The organism is Actinoplanes derwentensis (genome assembly GCF_900104725.1).
Classification (GTDB): domain Bacteria; phylum Actinomycetota; class Actinomycetes; order Mycobacteriales; family Micromonosporaceae; genus Actinoplanes; species Actinoplanes derwentensis.
Genome location: NZ_LT629758.1, coordinates 7,542,149 through 7,560,598, shown reverse-complemented (window position 1 = coordinate 7,560,598; position 18,450 = coordinate 7,542,149). Strand labels below are relative to the sequence as shown.

Annotated in this window: 17 protein-coding genes; 12 read left to right on the top strand and 5 right to left on the bottom strand. The window is 68.3% G+C overall.

Going from position 1 to position 18,450, the window contains the following annotated elements:
* Nucleotides 1-34: 34 nt before the first annotated feature.
* Together BLU81_RS33425 and BLU81_RS33420 are read right to left on the bottom strand one after the other, a co-directional pair.
* The gene (locus tag BLU81_RS33425) at nt 35-2,395 is read right to left on the bottom strand and encodes a transglycosylase domain-containing protein (protein WP_231953621.1); all 2,361 of its coding nucleotides are present in this window, start codon (nt 2,393-2,395) and stop codon (nt 35-37) included.
* A gap of 475 nt (nt 2,396-2,870) precedes the next feature.
* Nucleotides 2,871-3,335 carry a DUF5318 domain-containing protein gene (locus BLU81_RS33420; protein ID WP_092550367.1) on the bottom strand — a complete coding sequence of 155 codons (465 nt, stop codon included), beginning with the start codon at nt 3,333-3,335 and terminating at the stop codon, nt 2,871-2,873.
* Between the two features lie 158 nt (nt 3,336-3,493).
* On the opposite strand from BLU81_RS33420, the gene BLU81_RS33415 reads away from it, so the two are divergent.
* Nucleotides 3,494-4,150 (top strand): PadR family transcriptional regulator, encoded by a 657-nt coding sequence (locus BLU81_RS33415; protein WP_092550364.1) that lies wholly within the window; start codon nt 3,494-3,496, stop codon nt 4,148-4,150.
* Between the two features lie 20 nt (nt 4,151-4,170).
* Nucleotides 4,171-5,250 carry an inositol-3-phosphate synthase gene (locus tag BLU81_RS33410; protein WP_092557997.1) on the top strand — a complete coding sequence of 360 codons (1,080 nt, stop codon included), beginning with the start codon at nt 4,171-4,173 and terminating at the stop codon, nt 5,248-5,250.
* Between the two features lie 65 nt (nt 5,251-5,315).
* Here BLU81_RS33410 and BLU81_RS33405 read toward each other — a convergent pair whose 3' ends face one another.
* A complete protein-coding gene (locus BLU81_RS33405; protein WP_092550361.1) occupies nt 5,316-5,780 on the bottom strand; it encodes a methylated-DNA--[protein]-cysteine S-methyltransferase in 465 nt (154 codons plus the stop codon).
* A 14-nt stretch (nt 5,781-5,794) separates the two neighbouring features.
* On the bottom strand, nt 5,795-6,532 hold the full coding sequence (locus BLU81_RS33400; RefSeq protein ID WP_092550358.1) for a hypothetical protein: 738 nt from the start codon (nt 6,530-6,532) through the stop codon (nt 5,795-5,797).
* A gap of 101 nt (nt 6,533-6,633) precedes the next feature.
* Here BLU81_RS33400 and BLU81_RS33395 point away from each other — a divergent pair, with 101 nt between their 5' ends.
* The gene (locus BLU81_RS33395) at nt 6,634-7,146 is read left to right on the top strand and encodes a SigE family RNA polymerase sigma factor (RefSeq protein WP_092550356.1); all 513 of its coding nucleotides are present in this window, start codon (nt 6,634-6,636) and stop codon (nt 7,144-7,146) included.
* The gene (locus BLU81_RS33390; protein WP_092550352.1) at nt 7,143-8,246 is read left to right on the top strand and encodes a TolB family protein; all 1,104 of its coding nucleotides are present in this window, start codon (nt 7,143-7,145) and stop codon (nt 8,244-8,246) included. Before BLU81_RS33395 ends, BLU81_RS33390 begins: the two co-directional genes overlap by 4 nt.
* Here the strand turns inward: BLU81_RS33390 and BLU81_RS33385 are convergent.
* Entirely contained in the window at nt 8,243-9,673 is a 1,431-nt protein-coding gene (locus BLU81_RS33385) for a CCA tRNA nucleotidyltransferase (protein ID WP_092550349.1), read from the bottom strand. The genes BLU81_RS33390 and BLU81_RS33385 overlap by 4 nt on opposite strands.
* 57 nt (nt 9,674-9,730) lie before the next feature.
* Between BLU81_RS33385 and BLU81_RS33380 the strand changes: the two genes are divergently transcribed.
* The 8 genes from BLU81_RS33380 to BLU81_RS33345 all read left to right on the top strand — a co-directional run bounded on the left by BLU81_RS33380 (nt 9,731) and on the right by BLU81_RS33345 (nt 18,450).
* A complete protein-coding gene (locus BLU81_RS33380; RefSeq protein WP_092550346.1) occupies nt 9,731-10,609 on the top strand; it encodes a hypothetical protein in 879 nt (292 codons plus the stop codon).
* Nucleotides 10,610-10,658: 49 nt separating this feature from the next.
* Nucleotides 10,659-12,395 (top strand): murein biosynthesis integral membrane protein MurJ, encoded by a 1,737-nt coding sequence (gene murJ, locus BLU81_RS33375; RefSeq protein ID WP_092550343.1) that lies wholly within the window; start codon nt 10,659-10,661, stop codon nt 12,393-12,395.
* 269 nt (nt 12,396-12,664) lie between these two features.
* Nucleotides 12,665-14,212, top strand: coding sequence for a protein kinase family protein (locus tag BLU81_RS33370; RefSeq protein ID WP_092550340.1), 1,548 nt, complete (start codon nt 12,665-12,667; stop codon nt 14,210-14,212).
* 37 nt (nt 14,213-14,249) lie between these two features.
* Nucleotides 14,250-14,912: an RNA polymerase sigma factor SigM gene (gene sigM / locus BLU81_RS33365; protein WP_231953620.1), complete on the top strand. Its 663-nt coding sequence runs from the start codon at nt 14,250-14,252 to the stop codon at nt 14,910-14,912.
* Nucleotides 14,909-15,763, top strand: coding sequence for a hypothetical protein (locus BLU81_RS33360; RefSeq protein WP_092550333.1), 855 nt, complete (start codon nt 14,909-14,911; stop codon nt 15,761-15,763). The genes sigM and BLU81_RS33360 overlap by 4 nt, the downstream gene beginning before the upstream one ends.
* Nucleotides 15,764-15,887: 124 nt before the next feature.
* On the top strand, nt 15,888-16,847 hold the full coding sequence (trxB, locus tag BLU81_RS33355; RefSeq protein WP_092550330.1) for a thioredoxin-disulfide reductase: 960 nt from the start codon (nt 15,888-15,890) through the stop codon (nt 16,845-16,847).
* 16 nt (nt 16,848-16,863) lie between these two features.
* The gene (gene trxA, locus BLU81_RS33350) at nt 16,864-17,187 is read left to right on the top strand and encodes a thioredoxin (protein WP_092550327.1); all 324 of its coding nucleotides are present in this window, start codon (nt 16,864-16,866) and stop codon (nt 17,185-17,187) included.
* A gap of 96 nt (nt 17,188-17,283) precedes the next feature.
* Nucleotides 17,284-18,450, top strand: a complete 1,167-nt coding sequence (locus BLU81_RS33345) for an N-acetylmuramoyl-L-alanine amidase (RefSeq protein ID WP_092550324.1) — start codon at nt 17,284-17,286, stop codon at nt 18,448-18,450.

Sequence of the window (18,450 nt, the reverse complement as noted above, 5' to 3'; positions counted from 1 at the left end):
GTACGGGAGGGGCGCCGTTCTTCAGGACGGGTTGCTAGCGGTTGCCGGGGCCGCCGCCGTTACCACCACCGTTGTTACCGTCGGTGTCGGTGTCATCGTCATCGTCATCGTTACCGGTCGTCTGACAAATCGGCTCATCCGGCAACGCCGTGCAGTATTGCGAGTTGTCCTGGGCCGGCAGCTCGACCTCGACCGGCTTGACACCGTTGCCCTTGTCGTCCTGGCCGGTCTTGACACCGGGCGGGAAGGATTCGTTGTCCCACTTCATCGCCTCGGCGGAGGTGTCCAGGAATTCCTTCCAGATCGACATCGGCGTGCCGGACCCGAACATGTTCTCGTCGTTCGTCTCCTTCAAGGCGATACGGCCCTGCGAGCCACCGACCCAGACGGTGGCCGCGAGCTGCGGGATGCCGCCGACGAACCAGGTGTCACCGCTCAGGCTCTTGCCGTCGACCTTGATTTCCCAGGTGCCACTCTTACCGATCGACGGGCGGCCGTTGGCTAGCGGCTTCTTCTTCGCGATCTCCTTGAGCACGTCGGCCAGGCCGGCCATCTGGTCTTCGGGGAAGACCCGCTTGCCCTTCTGCGAAGCGGTGTAGATGACCTTGTTGGCACCGGTCTTGGAGTCCCGCTGGCTGATCGACTTGATGAAGTGCGCGTCGTGCTTGACGCCCTGGTTGACGATCGTGGCCACACCCGCGGCGTGTTCCAGCGGAACGACGCGGTACTGACCGAACGCGACCTCGTTGTCGAAGCTGCTCTTCATCTTGGCGGCGGTGGCATCGTTCAGGTCGATCTTCTTGGCGTCGTCGGTCCACATGGTCTGGACGCCGGCGTCTCGCGCCGCCTCGATGACCTTGTCCTGACCGATGGTGTCGGCGATCCAGTAGAACGGGAAGTTGTAGGACTTGATCGTGCCGGTCCGCAGGTCACAGAAGGAGATCTTGCCGTTACAGGTGTTGGCGTCGGATGCGCCGGCGTTGCTGATCTTGCCGCCGCCGTTCCGCTCCTTCGTGCCGTCCCAGACCGTGTCGAAGGAGATGTCCTCCTTCAGACCGGCCGCCAGCGTGTAGATCTTGAAGGTCGAGCCCGGCGACTGGCCGGCGTTGTCCAGGACACCCTCGCCGTTACCGGACATGTAACCGGCGTAGTCGGTGCCGGTCGGGTTGTCCCCGCCGTACATGCCGAGGACCTCACCGGTCTTCGGGTCGATACCGATCACCGCGGCCTGCATCTTCTTCGACCGGTTGTACAGCGGGGAGGTCTTGCTCAGCCGGGAACCGGCCTTCTCCGCTGCCGCCTGTACCTTCGGGACGATCGTGGTGGTGACGGTATAGCCACCCTTGGTCAGCATCTCCTCGGTGATGCCGAGCTGGTGCAGCTCGTAGGTCACGTGGCGCATGACCATGCCGATCGGCTTGCCGTCGACGTTGTTCGTGCTGCTCTTCGCCGGGGCGAGCGCCTTCGGGTACTTGCGGGCGTCGTACTGCTCCTTGGTGATCGCCCCCATCTCGTACATCTTGCCCATGGTGTATTCCCACCGCTCCAGGGCACCCGTCGGGTTGTTCGCCGGGTCGTATCCCTGGTGTGTGCTGGTGGCATAGGGCTGCTTGATGATGGAGGCGAGCACCGCGGCCTGCTCGATGGTGATCGGCTTCTTGGCCCCGTTGATGACCGAGGTGCCGAAGTAGCCGTTCGCGGCCGACTCCGCGCCGTACCTGCCACGACCGAGGTCGATGTAGTTCAGGTACATGCCCATGATCTGGGTCTTGTTGTACTCCGACTCCAGCTTGCGGGCGATGACCGCTTCCCGGAGCTTGCGGCTGTAGCTGATGTCCTTCTCGTCAGCGACGTGCCGGGCGTACTGCTGGGTGATCGTGGAGGCGCCCTGCAGCTCACCGCCGGTGAAGTTGTTCCACGCGGCACGCATGATGCCCTTGAAGTCGATGCCCTCGTGGTCCCAGAAGTTGTTGTCCTCAGCGGCGGCGACGGCGTCCTGCATCACCTTGCTGATCTGGTCCGGCGGCACGTTGATGCGCGGTGAACCGGTCTGCTCCAGCACCTTGTTGGTCGAGGTGAGGATCTTGTTCATCTGCGCCTCAGGCTCGGCCTGCGGTAGCTTGATGTCGTCGAAGAAGTACGTTCCGCCGACGATGCCGACGCCCAGCATGATGACGAGCACGGCCGCGGCCGCGGTCAGGATGTTGGCGCGCCGGTGCTTCTTGTCGGCCTTGTTCCGGGGCTTACGGCCGCCGGAACCACCCGAGCCGCCGGATCCACCACCGGGCGGACCACCTGGCCCGCCGGGCCCACCGCCGCCGGGTGACACGGAGGCCCGGCCGCCGATGGGCGGAGGGCCCACCGAGGCACGGCCGCCGACCTGCGCCGCACCCACCGAGGCGCGTCCTGGGCTGGCGGACCCCACCACGGCGCGTCCCGGGGCCGCTGGGGCCACCGAGGCACGGCCGGGGCTCGCGGAGCCGACGGAGGCAGAGCCCACCGACGCCCGGCCCGGACTAGCGGAACCCACCGACGCCCGGCCCGGCCCACCGACCGAGGCGGCACCGGCTGGACGCCGGTAGGCGTCCGGAGCGGGCCGGCCATCGTCGACTGGTTCGTCGCCAGGCGTGGAAGCAGCGGACGGCCCGGGCACTCTGGCCCGGGCTCGTGCGTTCTGCGGATCGCCGTACGCGTTCATTCCCTCACACCTACCGGTCGCGGGGGCGCGGCCCGACGGCCCGGCAGGGCCGCCCTGACACTGCGCCTCGATCGGGCGTTGTGGGCTGCGGTCCCGGCAGCCCCCTCGTCATCTGTCTGCATTGACCGGACACCGGCCACAAACTGGTACACGTTAGCGGGATCGATCCGGTTCATCGCCGGGCCTCCCCGCTGTGTGACGGACCATTCCGGCGGGATCCCCCACCACCGGACGAGACCATAGCTTCGGTCTGCAATGTCTCATCGGTAGTGAGGCCGTCACGGCCGAGCACGAACCTCTCGATGAGGTGGTTCCACGAGCACGAGCGGCACACCTCGACCACGAAGACCTGAAACTCACGCAGAGTCATCGCCAGACTGGGCAGCTCGGCCAGTTTCCGGGCCTGACCAGCGGACTGCTTGAGTTCGTCGCCATAGACGTAGTGCACCAGCGTCAGGTTTTCCCGGCGGCAGATCGGGCACCGGACTTCGGTCGGCTCGCCGTGGAAGGTCGCCGCGTTTCGCAAGTAAGGAGACGCGTCGCACACCTCGAGCGTGCCGATCCGGCCGTTTCGAACGTCACGCAGGACCACTCGCCTCTGTAGCGAGTAGTCGACTGTCTGCCGCTGCGTGCGCATGGCGAAGAGACTACGCGGTCCCCGCGCCCCCGGCGACCGCCATCACTCAGCGTGGCGCGTCGACTGCGCAGACGCGCCGACTTGCACGTCGGACGGCCCCGATTTACCGTTGCGATGTATCGGGCCGATACATCGGGACATGATTCGAGGGAGGGCCAATGTTGGACATGGCGATCCTCGGTCTCCTTCAGGAGGCCCCGATGCACGGTTACGAGCTCCGCAAGGAGCTGGCCACCAAGCTCGGCACACTCCGGGCCGCGATCAGTTATGGCACTCTTTACCCCACTTTGAAGCGGCTGAAGCTCGCCGGCTGGATCAGTGAGGCCGAGGCCGAGATCAGCATCATTCCCCCGATGACCAGCAAACGGGGACGGGTCGTCTACAAGATCACGGCCGAGGGCAAAGAGCACTTCGCCGATCTGCTGACCCAGGCCGGCCCGGAGACGTATGACGACACCGGCTTCGGTGTGCACTTCACCTTCTTCTCCCGCACCGACCCCGCCACCCGGCTGCGCATCCTCGAGGGCCGCCGCAGGCGCATCGAGGAGCGGCGCGAGGGCCTGCGCGAGATCCTCGCCCGGGCCGCCGACCGGCTCGACGCCTACACCCTGGAGCTCCAGCGTCACGGGCTCGAGGCGTGCGAGCGCGAGGTCCGCTGGCTGGAGGAACTGATCACCAACGAGCGCTCCGGGCGCACTCCTGCCTTCCGCAATCGCGCCGGTCTCGCCGGCGCTCCGAACCCCGCTCCCGCTGTCGGCCCGCCGACCGGGGCGGCTTCCCCAGAAACACCGCGTCCCCACCAGGACCGGCCGTGATGAACAAGGAGGCAAACGCGATGGGCTCCGTCCGCGTCGCCATCGTCGGTGTGGGTAACTGCGCCTCGTCCCTAGTCCAGGGCGTGGAGTACTACAAAGACGCCGACCCCAACGACCGCGTCCCGGGTCTCATGCACGTGACCTTCGGCGACTACCACGTGTCCGACGTGAAGTTCGTCGCGGCGTTCGATGTGGACGCCAAGAAGGTCGGCATGGACCTCAGCGAGGCGATCGTCGCCAGCGAGAACAACACCATCAAGCTGACCGATGTGCCGCCGACCGGCGTCACCGTGCAGCGCGGCCCGACCTTCGACGGTCTGGGCACGTACTACCGGGAGATCATCGAGGAGTCGACGGCCGAGCCGGTCGACATCGTGCAGGCCCTGAAGGACGCCGAGGTCGACGTCCTGGTCTCCTACCTACCGGTGGGCTCCGAGGAGGCCGACAAGTTCTACGCGCAGGCCGCGATCGACGCGAACGTGGCGTTTGTCAACGCACTGCCGGTCTTCATCGCCTCGGACCCGGTCTGGGCGAAGAAGTTCCAGGACGCGGGCGTGCCGATCGTCGGTGACGACATCAAGAGCCAGGTCGGCGCCACCATCGTGCACCGCGCGCTGGCGAAGCTGTTCGAAGACCGTGGTGTCGAGCTGCTGCGCACTTACCAGCTGAACTTCGGCGGCAACATGGACTTCATGAACATGCTGGAGCGCAACCGTCTGGTCTCCAAGAAGATCTCGAAGACCCAGTCGGTGACCTCGCAGATCCCGCACGAGATGATCAAGAGCGACGTGCACATCGGCCCGTCCGACCACGTGCCGTGGCTCGACGACCGTAAGTGGGCGTACATCCGCTTGGAAGGTCGTTCCTTCGGTGACACCCCGCTGAACGCCGAGCTCAAGCTCGAGGTGTGGGACTCGCCGAACTCGGCCGGCGTGATCATCGACGCGGTCCGCGCCGCGAAGATCGCCAAGGACCGTGGTGTCGGCGGCCCGATCCTGTCGGCGTCGTCCTACTTCATGAAGTCCCCGCCGGTGCAGTACAGCGACCACGACGCCCACGCGTCCGTCGAGGCCTTCATCAAGGGCGACATCGAGCGCTGAAGTGCGGAGAAGCTGAACCCGTAATGAAGAAGAAGGCCGGCTCACTGACGATGAGCCGGCCTTCTTCAGCTCCAGGCCCGCTGGAAGGCGACCGCTGCCTCCAACTCCAGCAGGATGCGTTTGCGGTCCAGGCCGCCGCCGAAACCGACCATCTTGTTGCCGGCACCGACCACCCGATGACACGGCACGATCACCGGGACCGGGTTGTGGTTGCAGGCCGTGCCCACCGCGCGGGCGGCGCCGGGGTCACCCAGGGCGGTGGCGATCGCGCCGTACGTGATCGTCTCGCCGTAAGGGATCTTGGCGATCTCGCCCCAGACCGCCCGTTCGAACTCCGACCCGCCGCGCAGCTCGAACGGCACGGTGAAATCGGTCAGCCCGCCGGCGAAGTAGTCCCGGAGCTGATCGAGGGCCGGATGATCGGCATCCGGGTCCGGCCGGGTGGCGAAGGCGGCGAAGCGCACGCTCACCACGGCCGGGCCGTCGGCGACCACTCCGAGCGGACCGATCGGCGTCTCGATGACGAACATACTCTGAAGTGTGCCTACTTCACCGCCACCGCGTCGACTGCGGAGGCGGCGTTGCGCGCGTTACCGCCCGCGTAGACGGCCTTCCAGACGCCGCTCTTGGTAGCGGTGAACGCCTTGGTGTAGACGCCCTTGGCGTTGGTCTTGGCAGTGCCCTTGTAGGTGTAGACGCTAGCGCCGGCCGCCTTGAAATAGATCTTGACGGGCGTACCGGAAAGGACCTTGCCGTTGACCTTGAGCGTGCCCTTGGCGGTGAGCTTCTTGCCCTTGACCACCGGCTCGGGCGTGGCGTTCAGGGTCAGCGACGACGGCCGCTTGAGGTAGATCGACTTGCTGACGACGTTGGTGGTCTGGAAATCCCCGCTCTTGTCGGCCACGACCCCGTAGACAAGCGCGGTGTACCGGCCGGCCGGGCCGCTGCCGCAGAAGGAGATCGGCCCCTTGTAGGTGGCCGTCGACCCGACCTGGGTGATCGCTCCGCCGATGCCGGCGTTGTCACCGCTCGGGGTCTCGATGTCGACGCCGACCCCGCTGAAGATCTCGCCTCCGGTGGGCAGCGGGGCACTGAGCACAGCGGTGAAGACGACCGAACTGCAACCGGCCTTGGAGCCGAGCACGAGGGTGCTCTTGCTGAGCGAGACCGACTTGACGGTGATGGCCAGGTCGGCGGCCTGCGCGGGCGAGCCGACGAGCAGCCCGGCGGCAGGGGTGAGGGTGAGAAGAGCGGCAAGGGCCCGATTGCGTACGGAGATCACGCTCGCAGCGTAGAACGCTACCGTTTCGACGTCACCAGCCGTTCAGCCGATGCATGCAAAGATTCCGATCCCTGGCGCGTCTGACCCGTCGGAGGTGATCAGTGAGGCAGTCACTCGAAGACGAGTTCACCGCGTTCGTCGCGGCCCGGGGGCAGACACTGCTCCGGATCGCGCACGCGCTGACCGGCGACCCGGAAGCCGCGCAGGATCTGGTCCAGGGCGCACTGGCCAAGGCATACGCACGATGGCCCCGCATCCACTCCGACGCGGAGGCGTACGTACGAAGAATCATCTACAACGACCGGATATCGGCCTGGCGCCGAGCCGGCCACCGCAACGAGGTGACCGTTGCCGACGTGCCGGAACGCCCCGCGGAGCACCGTCACGATCAGGACGTCGCCGACCGGCTCGCGGTCCGGGAGGCGCTGCTGTCACTACCCGACCGCCAGCGCGCCGTGCTGGTGATGCGCTACCTGGAGGACCGCAGCGTCGAGGAGACCGCCGAGTTGCTCGGCTGCCGGCCCGGCACGGTGGCCAGTCAGGCGTCCCGGGCCCTCAGCAAACTGCGTGCCCTGGTCGGCGACCGGCACATCTCGATGGGAGGGGCACGATGAGAGACCTGGAGGAGATCGTGGGAGCAGCCGTCCGGGATCTCGCCGCCGACGCGCCGCGGCCCTTCGACCTGGCCGGGGTGGCCCGCGCCCGGGGACGGCGGATCCGGCGGCGGCGCCGGGCCACGATCGGTGGCGCGGCGCTCGCTCTGGTCCTGGCCGCCGCCAGCCCCTTCGTGGTGTTCCGGGAGAAGTCGCCGGTGCTGCCGACCACACCCGGCCCGCAGCCGTCGATCACCGCGGCGAAACCGGTGGGTGACTGGTGGAAACAGCCCTACCGACTGCCCGGCGGACTGATCGTCACCGCTTTGACCAGAACGAACGTGGGTTCGGAGGAACCGGCGGGCAAGACCGTTCAGGACGGCAACGTGATCCTCGATCGGAAGACCGGTGGTTACTGGGCGAGCCCCTGGGACTACTACACGGTCTGGGGCGCTCCCACCGGTTCGACCGCGATCGTCTCCGACGGCAGCAGCAACCTGCTGGCTCTCGACGGCGAGGGAAGCACGCCCCGAGCGGTCAGTACCGGTGGCTCCGGAGATCCGCAGTGGTCGCCGGACGGCACGCGGGTGCTGTCGAACGGGATGGAGCAGTACACGATCTGGACCGCTGCGACCGGCGAGCGCGTCGAGGTGGACTCCAGCGCGGCGATGTCGACCTGCCCGGATTACTGCTTCTTCACCTGGCTGCCGAACGGCGCGGAGATCGCGCTGGCCCGGGTAGATCCGGACGTCCCGCAGTCGGAGTCGGAGCCCGACACGGTCAAGGACGTGGTCGTCTACTCCGCGGCGACCGGGAAGAAGCTCCGGACCCTGCCGGTGCCGGGTGTCCCGATCGGCACCGACGCCTGGTCGCCCGACGGCCGGTACGTGCTGGTCCGGAACAAGAAGTTCAACGGGATCCCGACCGTCGTCGCCGACGTCCGGACCGGCCGGAACGTCGGCACGGTCCCCGGCCGGAACGTGCACTTCCTGCCGGACGGCCGGATCCTCGCCATCGGGCAGACCGAGGCCGAGGTGTACGACACCGCGGGCACCCTGCTCGAATCCCAGGTCCTGCCGGACGACTTCGCCGGCCGGGAGCTGAGCGTGGGCCGGCCTTAGGCGATGTGGCCCTGCTCGCGGGCCCACTTGATGAGTTCCGCCTCGGCCTCGTCGCGGTCCAGCGGCCCCCGGTCGAGCCGGAGCTCCTTCAGGTGGCGCCACGCCTGGCCGACGATCGGGCCGGGCGGCACCCCGAGCAGCTCCATGATCGCGTTGCCGTCCAGGTCGGGTCGGACCTTGGCCAGGTCCTCCTCGGCCGCGATCCGGTCGATCCGTTCTTCCAGGGCGTCGTAGTCGGCGGCCAGCCCGGCGGCCTTACGCCGGTTACGGGTGGTGACGTCGGAGCGGGTCAGCTTGTGCAGCCGGTCGAGCAGCGGCCCGGCGTCGGTCACGTAACGGCGCACCGCCGAGTCGGTCCACTCACCCCGCCCGTACCCATAAAATCGCAGGTGAAGGGCGACCAGACCGACCACCTCGGTGGTCACGTCCTTGGGGTATTTGAGGGCTTTCATCCGCTGCTTGGTGAGCCGCGCGCCGACCACCTCGTGGTGGTGGAAACTGACCCGGCTGTCCCGGCCGACGGCCTTGGTGGCGGGCTTGCCGACGTCGTGCATCAACGCGGCCATCCGCAGCACGAAGTCGGGGCTCTCGTCACCTTCGAGGCGCATCGCGTTGCTGACCACGATCAGCGTGTGCTCGTAGACGTCCTTGTGCTGGGCGTGCTCGTCGATCTCCAGCTTGAGCCCGGCGATCTCCGGCAGGAAACGGTCGGCGAGCCCGGTGTCGACGAGCAGCCGCAGACCGGTGAGCGGGTCGACGGCGCACATCAGTTTGGTGAACTCGTCCCGGATCCGTTCCGCGGTGATCCGGTCCAGGTCGGCGGCCATATCCCGCATCGCGGCGATGACCGGCTCGTCCACGGTGAACCGTAGTTTCGCGGCGAACCGGGCGGCCCGCAGCATCCGCAGCGGATCGTCACCGAACGACTGCGCGGGCGCCGCCGGGGTCCGGATGATCCGGGCCGCGAGGTCGTCGAGCCCGCCGAACGGGTCGGTGAACTCGTGCCCCGGCACCGAGACGGCCATCGCGTTGATGGTGAAGTCGCGCCGGGACAGGTCGTCGTGCAGCGACGTGCCGTAGGAGACCACCGGGTTCCGGGTCACCCCGTCATAGGCTTCCGCCCGGTACGTGGTGATCTCGATCCGCAACCCGTTCTTCTGGATGCCGATCGTGCCGAAATCGCGCCCGGTCTCCCAGATCGCGTCGGCCCAGCCGTTGATCACTTCAAGGGTCTGCTCGGGCCGCGCATCGGTGCAGAAGTCGAGGTCGTCGCCGAGACTGTCGAGCAACGCGTCCCGGACCGAGCCGCCGACCAGGTGCAGCTCGTGGCCGGCGTCGGCGAACCTCCGCCCGAGCTCATCGGCGACGGGGGACACGCGGAGCAACTCGGCTACCGCTTTCTGCTGGGCGGAGTTCAAGACAGACATGGGATTACCAGGGTATCCGCATTAGCGGGGAGAGTTACCGCCGGGCAGGATGGTCGGATGCCCGTTTCCGAGGCGCTGCAGCGCCTGATCGTGGACCCCGACTTCTGGACCGGCGGGCTGACCGGCACGGATGAACTTCCGGCCCAGGTGCGCGTGACGTTTCCGGTGATCGCCGGCTACTCCCTGGTGCTCGGCATCGATCTGCCGTCCGGCGACCGGACGCTCGGTCTGCGAGTGCCCGCCTCCAGCGAGCCCGTGCAGCTGGGCTGGGCGCCGGCCGGTGGGCCGTACCCCGCGGCGCTGCGCTGGTGGGAGCTGGAGTCCTTCGCCCGGGTGATCGCCCTGGACGACCCGCTGCTGCCACATCCGGGTCTGGTGGTGGCGTTGCTCGCACCGTTCGCACCGGCCGGCGCAGAGGACGATCTGACGGCGATCGCGGCGGTGCGGGAGGCGGCGTACCGGTCGCTGCGCCGGGAGGTCCCGGTGGTGGCCCCGTCCGGTCCGGAGCAGACGCCGCTGCCGCTCTTCGCCGGCGAGCAGTGGTGGCCGGCACCCCCGGCGCCGTCGCCGCAGGTCCTCGACGAGGCCGCCATCGCGGCTCTGAGTGCCCCGGCGTTCGCGTCGCTCCAGGTCCGCGTGGACGAGCGGTTCCCCCATGAGGACCTTTCCTTTCTGGTACGTCGTACGAGTGCCGCCCTCACCCGTCTTCCCGACCAGGCGGAGTACGTGTCGGCAGCCCCACTGGCCGGGGAGATCGCCCGCTCCGGTGACCTGTCCGCGGTACCCGCTCTGCTCGATGTCCTGACCGCGGCGGGCTGTGACCATCCGACGGTTCTGGATGCGCTGAGTGAGCCTCTGGTTCCGCTGGAGGCATGCTGGATGGTGGAGACCCTGGCCGGAGCCGAGCCCGGCACCCTCCTGCGTCACCACGTGTGACATTTGCGCTTTAAGGTGGCTGCAACATCGGTAGCCCTCGGGAGGCTTGGTGAACGGCGGCCTGTACCGCAGCACGCACGCGGCACCGGACGGTGAACCCGCGGGACAAGAGGGTGTGACCGTCATGTCCGTGGACGGTCCCGCCGACACCCCCGGACAACCGGAACAACAGAGCAGCGGCAGTACGGCCGGGCAGAGCGCGATCATGGCGATCGGCAGCCTGGTCAGCCGGGTGATCGGTTTCGTCCGGAACGCGCTGATCGGCATGGCCCTCGGCAAGGCGGTCGGTGACGCCTACACCGGCGCCCAGTTCCTGCCCGGCCAGATCTACGAACTGCTGCTCGGCGGCGTCCTCTCCAGCGTGCTGATCCCGCTGCTGGTCCGGCGGCGCAAGTCCGACCCGGACGGCGGTCAGGAGTTCACCCAGCGGCTGCTCTCCTTCGCCGTGGTCATGCTCGGCCTGGCCACCGTCCTGGTGGTGCTCGCCGCCCCGCTGATCACCGCGATCCAGACGAGCAGTGACAAGACCAGTCCGGCCTTCCGGGACCTGGTCACGAACTTCGCGTACCTGATCCTGCCGATCATCTTCTTCACCGGATTGTCGGCACTGATCGGCGCGGTGCTGAACGTCCGGGGCCACTTCGCCGCACCGATGTGGGCACCGATCCTCAACAACATCGTGGTCATCGCGGTGTGCGGGGCGTTCCTGCTGATCTACGGCACCGAGAAGGCGCTGACGGCGGAGAACATCACCGGCGCCCAGATCGCGCTGATCGGCGGCGGGACCCTGCTCGGCATGGTGGTCCAGGCGATCGGCCTGCTGCCGGCCCTGCGCAAGGTCGGTTTCCACTGGGCCTGGCGCTGGAACCCGCGGGCGCTCGGGCTCGGCGAGATCGGCCGGCTGGCCGGTTGGATGCTCTGCTACGTGGGCGCCAACCAGATCGCGGTCTTCGCACTGATCCGGACCCTGAACGGGGCCGAGGGGACGACCAACCCCGGCGCCCAGGCCTTCAACAACGTCTTCCTGCTGATGATGATGGCGCACGGCATCATCGGCGTCTCGGTGATGACCGCGCTGCTGCCCAAGATGAGCGCGGCCGCCGCCGACGGCCGGTTCCACGAGGTCAGCGAGGAGTTGACCCGCGGCATCAAGCTGGTCGCCGCGGCTCTCGCCCCGATCGTGGTGGTCTACGCCGTCCTCAGCAAACCGATCGCGGTCTTCCTCTTCCAGGGCGGGCGGATCACCAACGACGACGCGCTGGCCATGGGCACCGTGCTGACCGTGGCCGCGTTCGCGGTGCTGCCGCTGTCGATCAGCTTCCTCTGCACCAACGCCTTCTACGCGCTGCAGGGCAACAAGACGGCCGCGCTGATCAACCTGCCGGTGGTCGCGGTCCGGATCGCCGGCTACTTCATTCTCGCCGCGATCCTGAACCAGTCGCTGATCGCGGCCGGCATGACCGCGGCCAACGGCGTCTCCTATCTGGTGTCCGCGCTGATCTCGCTGGCCGTCCTGCGGCGCCGGATCGGCCGGCTCAGTCTCGGCTCGGTGTTCACGTCGCTGCTCCGGGTCGCGGTCGCCGCCGGGGTCGCGGCCGGCGTCGCCTACCTGGTGGTCCGGCTGCTCCCGGGCTCGGGTGCGCCGGACGGCCGGATCGAGGCGATCACCCAGCTCGCGGTCGGCGGAGTGGTGATCCTGGTCGCCTATCTGGGAACCGCCCTGCTGCTGCGGGTTCACGAGGTCAGTCAGGTGGTCGGGATGGTGCGCCGGAAGATCGGTCGCTGATCTCCGGAGCAACTGTCCTGAACAGGTGATTCCGGGCGGTCGAGTCACCGATTCGCCCGGTTGGCCGGGTTCGACACCGCTGCCGCGCCGGGGGGACGACCTGCCGGAGCGTGGCCCCGTGCGGGTATGGTCGGTGTCGTCATGTACGCGGGAGCATCGTCCCGTGCGACGAGACCTATGTGCCGGGACACTGATTCAGTGAACGAGGCTCCAGTGAATAAGGCGTCCAGTCATCCGGCACCACGGAATGCACCACCTAGGGAGGACTGGTGACCCAGGTCGGCGAAGGCCACGAGACCGCGGCCGACGAGGCCGGACCGGTCTTGACCTTCGGTGCCCCCACCGCTGGTGAGATCCTGGCCGAGCGCTACCAGCTGGAAGAGCACGTCAACAATGACAGTGCCGGCCGGCAGGTGTGGCGAGGCATCGATGTGATCCTCCGGCGGTCGGTCGCCGTCGTGCTCCGGCACCCGGGCGGGGACTCCGCCACCGAAATGCTCCAGGCCGCGGTCGCCGCGAGCCGGGTGATCCACCCCAACCTGGTCGGCGTCTACGACGCGATCGACGAGGACCAACGGGCCTATGTGGTCCGTGAGTGGGTCGACGGCGAGTCGCTGCGGGATCTGATCGCCACCGAGGGCCCGCTCGATCCGGCCCGGGCGATCTCGATCGCGCATTCGGTGGCCGACGCGCTCACCGCGGTGCACGCCACCGGCATGGTGCACGGCAACGTGCACCCGGGCAGCATCCTGATCGCCGACGACAACCGGGTGGTCCTGGCCGACGCGCGCGCCGACTCGTCCGACACGGTCGAGGGCGACGTCCGCGCGGTCGGCGGGATCCTCTACTTCGCGCTGACCGGCCACTGGCCGCACGCCGAGGTCGGGAATTCCGCACTGACCGACGCGAACCGGGACAACGTCGGCAACCCGGCGGCTCCACGTCAGATCCGGGCCGGTGTTCCGGCGTACCTCGACGATCTGACCATGGACCTGCTCGACCGCCGGGTCGCGGCACCGGCCTCCGACGCGCTGACCGCGGAGCTGGGCCGGCTGGACGCGGCCGCCGCCGAGGACGACGAGTACGAGGATGCCGGCCCGCTCCGCTTCATGCAGAGTGGCGGCTCGTCGTCGAGCGAACCGTCCCGCAGCGCCCCGAAAATCATGATCGGGGTCGGCGCGCTGATCGTCATCGCGATCATCGGCCTGGTCTTCGGCATCCGTGCCATCACCGGGACGAGCAGCGACAACACCGCCGGCGCTGACACCTCGGCCACCACGCCCGCCGGTGACGACGGTGAGGCGGTCGCACCGCCGGCCATCCCGGAGAAACTCAAGATCACCGGCGACATGGTGCGGCTGGTCGACGCGCCGCCCGGCAGCCGCACTGATGCCGACGAGGCGAAACTGACCGTCGACGGCGACAAGAACACCGGCTGGTCCACGCAGACCTTCCGCGGCGCCCCGAACTTCGGTAACACGAAGGAAGGTATGGGCATCCTGATCAACCTGGGCGAGCCCCGCGCTCTCTCCGACGTCAGGGTGACCACGTCGGTGCCGGGCGTGACGATGGACGTCCGGACCGGTTCGTCGGACCCCGGTGACAGCAGCAACGGCGACAAGAAGCTGCTCAAGGACTACAAGTCGCTCTCCGACGAGAAGCCGGAGAAGACCACCGGCACCGACTCGATCATCAACGGCTTCGACCCGAACGCGAAGTACCAGTACGTCCTGGTCTTCCTCACTTCGCTCCCGCCGAGCGAAGAGGGCAGCGGCTACAAGGTCAGTGTGAACGAGATCGAGGTGTACGGATACTGAGACCTCGGCATCCGCCCAGGTGCATTAGATTGCTGACGTGACTCTCCGCGATGGGCCACCCAGCTCGGCGCCGACCGACGCCGAGCTGGTGCGTGCCCATGTCGAGGGTGATCCGGACGCGTTCGCCGAGCTGGTGCGCCGCCATCGGGACCGGCTCTGGGCGGTGGCACTACGGACCGTCGGTGACCGCGAGGAGGCCGCTGACGCGGTCCAGGACGCGTTACTCAACGCACACCGCAACGCCGCCAAGTTCCGCGGCGACGCGGCAGTCACGACCTGGCTGCACCGGATCGTGGTGAACGCCTGCCTGGACCGGCTGCGCCGCCGGCAGGCCCACCCGACCGTGCCGCTGCCGGACGGCAACCGGGACGACGACCACCTCACCGGTCCCGAACCGGTGGCGCCCGCCCCCGATCAGGACACCGTGCTGGTGGTACGGGACGCGCTGGCCGCTCTACCGGTCGATCAACGGGCCGCGATCGTGCTGGTGGACGTGCAGGGTTACGGGGTGGCCGAGGCGGCCGAGATGCTCGGCGTGGCGGAGGGCACGGTCAAGAGCCGGTGCGCTCGTGGCCGCGCCCGGATGGCGATGACCCTGGGATATCTGCGCGGGAACCGAAACGACGGCGGGACCGTCTCATCCAGGTCGGAGGCGGCGACAACGCTGCCGACCGGGTCTGATCGGAGGGAGCCGCGGTGACGGGCGCCGAGTTCGAGGGGGTCGACTTCGACCTGCTCGCCGACTTCGTCGGTGGCGCTCTGGACGGCACTCCCGACCAGGAGCGGGTGGCCACACTGGTGGCCGGGGACCCGGTGTGGCGGGCCTCGTTCGAGGCGCTGGCACCGGCGATGGCCGCGGTCGGCGGCGCGCTGGAGGCGTTCGATCCGGAGCCGATGCCTGATGACCTGGCGGACCGGCTGGACACCCTACTGAGGGCACCCGCCATCGCGGCAGAGCCCCGGGAAGTGCCGGCTCCGGACGTACCCGCCAAGGTCGTTGATCTGGACAGCCGTCGACGGGCCCGGCGGTGGGCCGCGCCGCTCACCGTGGCCGCCGCAGTGCTCGCGTTCGCGGGTTTCGGGGCCAGCTGGTGGGTGGCGAACCAGCCGATGGACAACAGCAACGACACCGCCTCGTCCGCGGCCGTCGCCGAGGGCGCCGCTGAGGCGGGCCTGCCGTTCGCGGTGACCAGCAGCGGCATGGACTACACCGTGGCGACCCTGACCGAGGTCCCGATGGGCTCGACGATGGCCTCCGGGGAGACCGGCATCAGCGCCCCCGACAAGACCAGGGCGACAGCGCTGAAGAACAGCGCGCTGGGCCGGCTGGACGACGCGGCCGAGCTGATGGCCTGCGTCGAAGCGATCACCACGGAGAACAGCGGCGGCACGATCACGGTCGAGGGCGTGGACTACGCCCTGTTCGACGGGAAACCCGCGGTGATCGTCCGGTTCAGTGCCGCCAACGGTCTGTGGGTGTGGGCGGTGGGACCTGAGTGCGGCGTGCCCGGTGCGGGCGCCGACACCGTCCGGAAACTCCCGGTACGCTGACCGCATCCCCCGCGTGAGGTCGGACACCAGCCTGCCCGGGGGAATGGCGAATGCCAGCATGACGTTCTAGCGTGCAGTGTCGCCGGCCTATTCGTTCGGCGGAAAACAGACTGAGGAGTCGGCAGTGGACGAGGTCCGCAATCTGATCATCATCGGTTCCGGACCGTCGGGCTACACCGCGGCGTTGTACGCGGCCCGGGCCGAGCTCAAGCCCCTGGTGATCGAGGGCGTGCAGTCCGGTGGTGCGCTGATGACCACCACCGAGGTGGAGAACTTCCCGGGCCATCGTGACGGGATCATGGGTCCCGAGCTGATGGACAACATGCGGGCCCAGGCGGAGAAATTCGGCGCCGAGTTCCTGACCGACGACGTCACCCGGGTCGAGCTGGGTGACAAGCCCACCGAGCCCGGCACCGAGGGCCTGAAGACGGTCTGGGTCGGCGAGCAGCAGTTCTTCGCCCGCGCCGTGATCCTGGCGACCGGTTCCGCGTGGCGCCCGATCGGGGTCCCCGGCGAGCAGGAGTTGCTCGGCCACGGCGTGTCGTCGTGTGCCACCTGTGACGGCTTCTTCTTCCGCAACCAGCACATCGTGGTCGTCGGCGGCGGCGACTCGGCGATGGAGGAGGCCACCTTCCTCACCCGGTTCGCCGAGACCGTGACCATCGTGCACCGCCGGGACAGCTTCCGGGCCAGCAAGGTCATGCAGAAGCGCGCCCTGGACAACCCGAAGATCAAGGTCGAGTGGAACACGGCCGTCGAGGAGATCCTCGGCGTCGACGGCAAGGTCGTCGGTGTCCGTCTCCGTGACGTCAACTCGGGCGACACCAAGGTCCTCGACGTCACCGGCGTCTTCGTGGCGATCGGTCACGACCCGCGCAGCGAGCTGTTCAAGGGCCAGGTCGAGCTGGACGACGAGGGCTACGTGAAGGTCGACGCGCCCAGCACCCGCACCAACGTCCCCGGTGTGTTCGCCGCCGGCGACCTGGTCGACCACACCTACCGGCAGGCCATCACCGCCTCCGGCACCGGCTGTTCCGCGGCGCTGGACGCCGAGCGCTTCATCGCTTCATTCGTCGAGCTGTAAGACCCGGGAGGTCCTCGTGGGAGCAACCAAGGCAGTCACTGACAAAACCTTCGACAGTGATGTACTCCGCTCCGAAAAGCCGGTGCTGGTGGACTTCTGGGCCGAGTGGTGCGTGCCCTGCAAGAAGGTCGACCCGCTGCTGGCCGAGATCGCTGAGGAGATGGGCGACAAGCTGGAGATCGTCAAGGTCAACATCGACGAGAACCCGCAGATCGCCCTGGCTTACCAGGTGATGTCGGTACCGACACTGACCATCTTCAAGGACGGCGAGCGGGTCAACTCGGTGGCCGGCGCCAAGCCGAAGAGCTTCCTGGTCAACTTCATCGAGTCATCCATCTGATCAACTCGGGTCCAACGCCCCGCGCCCCTTCTGGGTCGCGGGGCGTACTCTCCTGGGGATTGTGTCCTTTATCGCCTCTCGTCAAAGGAGTCGTGCGTGCGGTCCATTCGACGCGGAGACAGCGGCCCGGCCGTTTCTGAGATCAGGTCAATCCTGGTCGGCCTGGAGTTGCTCGCCGGCGCCGAACCCGATGTCGTCGACGAGGTCGTCTTCGACGAGGCGCTTGAGGGTGCGGTCCGGGCCTTTCAGCAGAGTCGCGGTCTCGGCATCGACGGCATGGTCGGCAACGAGACCTGGGGTGCCCTCGACGCGGCGCGCTGGCGGCTGGGTGCGCGGGCGCTCTTCCACTCGGTGCCCGACGCGCTGGTCGGCGAGGATGTGCGGACACTCCAGGAGCGCATGCTGGAGATGGGGTACGACGCCGGTCGCCCCGACTCCGTCTACGGTGCCCGGACCGCCCGCGCGGTCGCCCAGTTCCAGCGCGAGGTCGGGCTGGTCCCCGACGGTTCCTGCGGTCCTCAGACGATGAAGGCGCTGCGCCGGCTCGGCCGCAAGGTCGTCGGTGGGCGCCCGCAGTGGCTGCGCGAGGCCGAGGCGTTCCGGCAGTCCGGTCCCAACCTGGTCGGCAAGACCATCGTGATCGACCCCGGACACGGCGGCGGCACCGACACCGGTGTGCTGGTGCCCGACGGCCCACTCCGGTGGAACGAGGCGGACCTGGTCTTCGACCTGGCGTCCCGGCTGGAGGGTCGGCTCTCCGCGGCCGGCATGCGGGTGCACCTGACCCGTGGCCCGTCACCTGCCGCACCGATGAGTGGCGCCGAGCGAGCCGCCTTGGCCAACACCCTCGGTGCCGACCTGCTGATCTCGCTGCATCTGGACGAACACGAGTCCCCGGCGGCCGAGGGCGTGGCGACCTACCACTACGGCACCGGCAACGGGCTCAGCTCCACGGTCGGCGAGCGGCTGGCGAACCTGGTGCAGCGCGAGATCGTGGTGCGGACCGGAATGAACGACTGCCGCACCCACGCGAAAGGTTGGGACCTGCTCCGGCTCACCCGCATGCCCACGGTCCGGGTCGACCTCGGTTACCTGACGTCGAAGACGGACCGCGAGCGGCTGATCGACCCGGAGTCCCGGGAGCAACTGGTCGAGGCGCTGTTGGCCGCGGTGCAGCGGATGTATTTCCCCGTCGAACGGGACGTCCCCACTGGTTCGATCGACGTGCGCCAGCTGCGGCTCGCGCTGGCCGAAAAGGGCTAG

Excerpts from the sequence above, each read along its gene's own strand:
- BLU81_RS33420 (WP_092550367.1), bottom strand. The coding sequence starts at position 3,335 with ATGCGCACGCAGCGGCAGACAGTCGACTACTCGCTACAGAGGCGAGTG.
- BLU81_RS33415 (WP_092550364.1), top strand. The coding sequence starts at position 3,494 with ATGTTGGACATGGCGATCCTCGGTCTCCTTCAGGAGGCCCCGATGCAC.
- BLU81_RS33410 (WP_092557997.1), top strand. The coding sequence starts at position 4,171 with ATGGGCTCCGTCCGCGTCGCCATCGTCGGTGTGGGTAACTGCGCCTCG.
- BLU81_RS33405 (WP_092550361.1), bottom strand. The coding sequence starts at position 5,780 with ATGTTCGTCATCGAGACGCCGATCGGTCCGCTCGGAGTGGTCGCCGAC.
- BLU81_RS33390 (WP_092550352.1), top strand. The coding sequence starts at position 7,143 with ATGAGAGACCTGGAGGAGATCGTGGGAGCAGCCGTCCGGGATCTCGCC.
- BLU81_RS33385 (WP_092550349.1), bottom strand. The coding sequence starts at position 9,673 with ATGTCTGTCTTGAACTCCGCCCAGCAGAAAGCGGTAGCCGAGTTGCTC.
- BLU81_RS33380 (WP_092550346.1), top strand. The coding sequence starts at position 9,731 with ATGCCCGTTTCCGAGGCGCTGCAGCGCCTGATCGTGGACCCCGACTTC.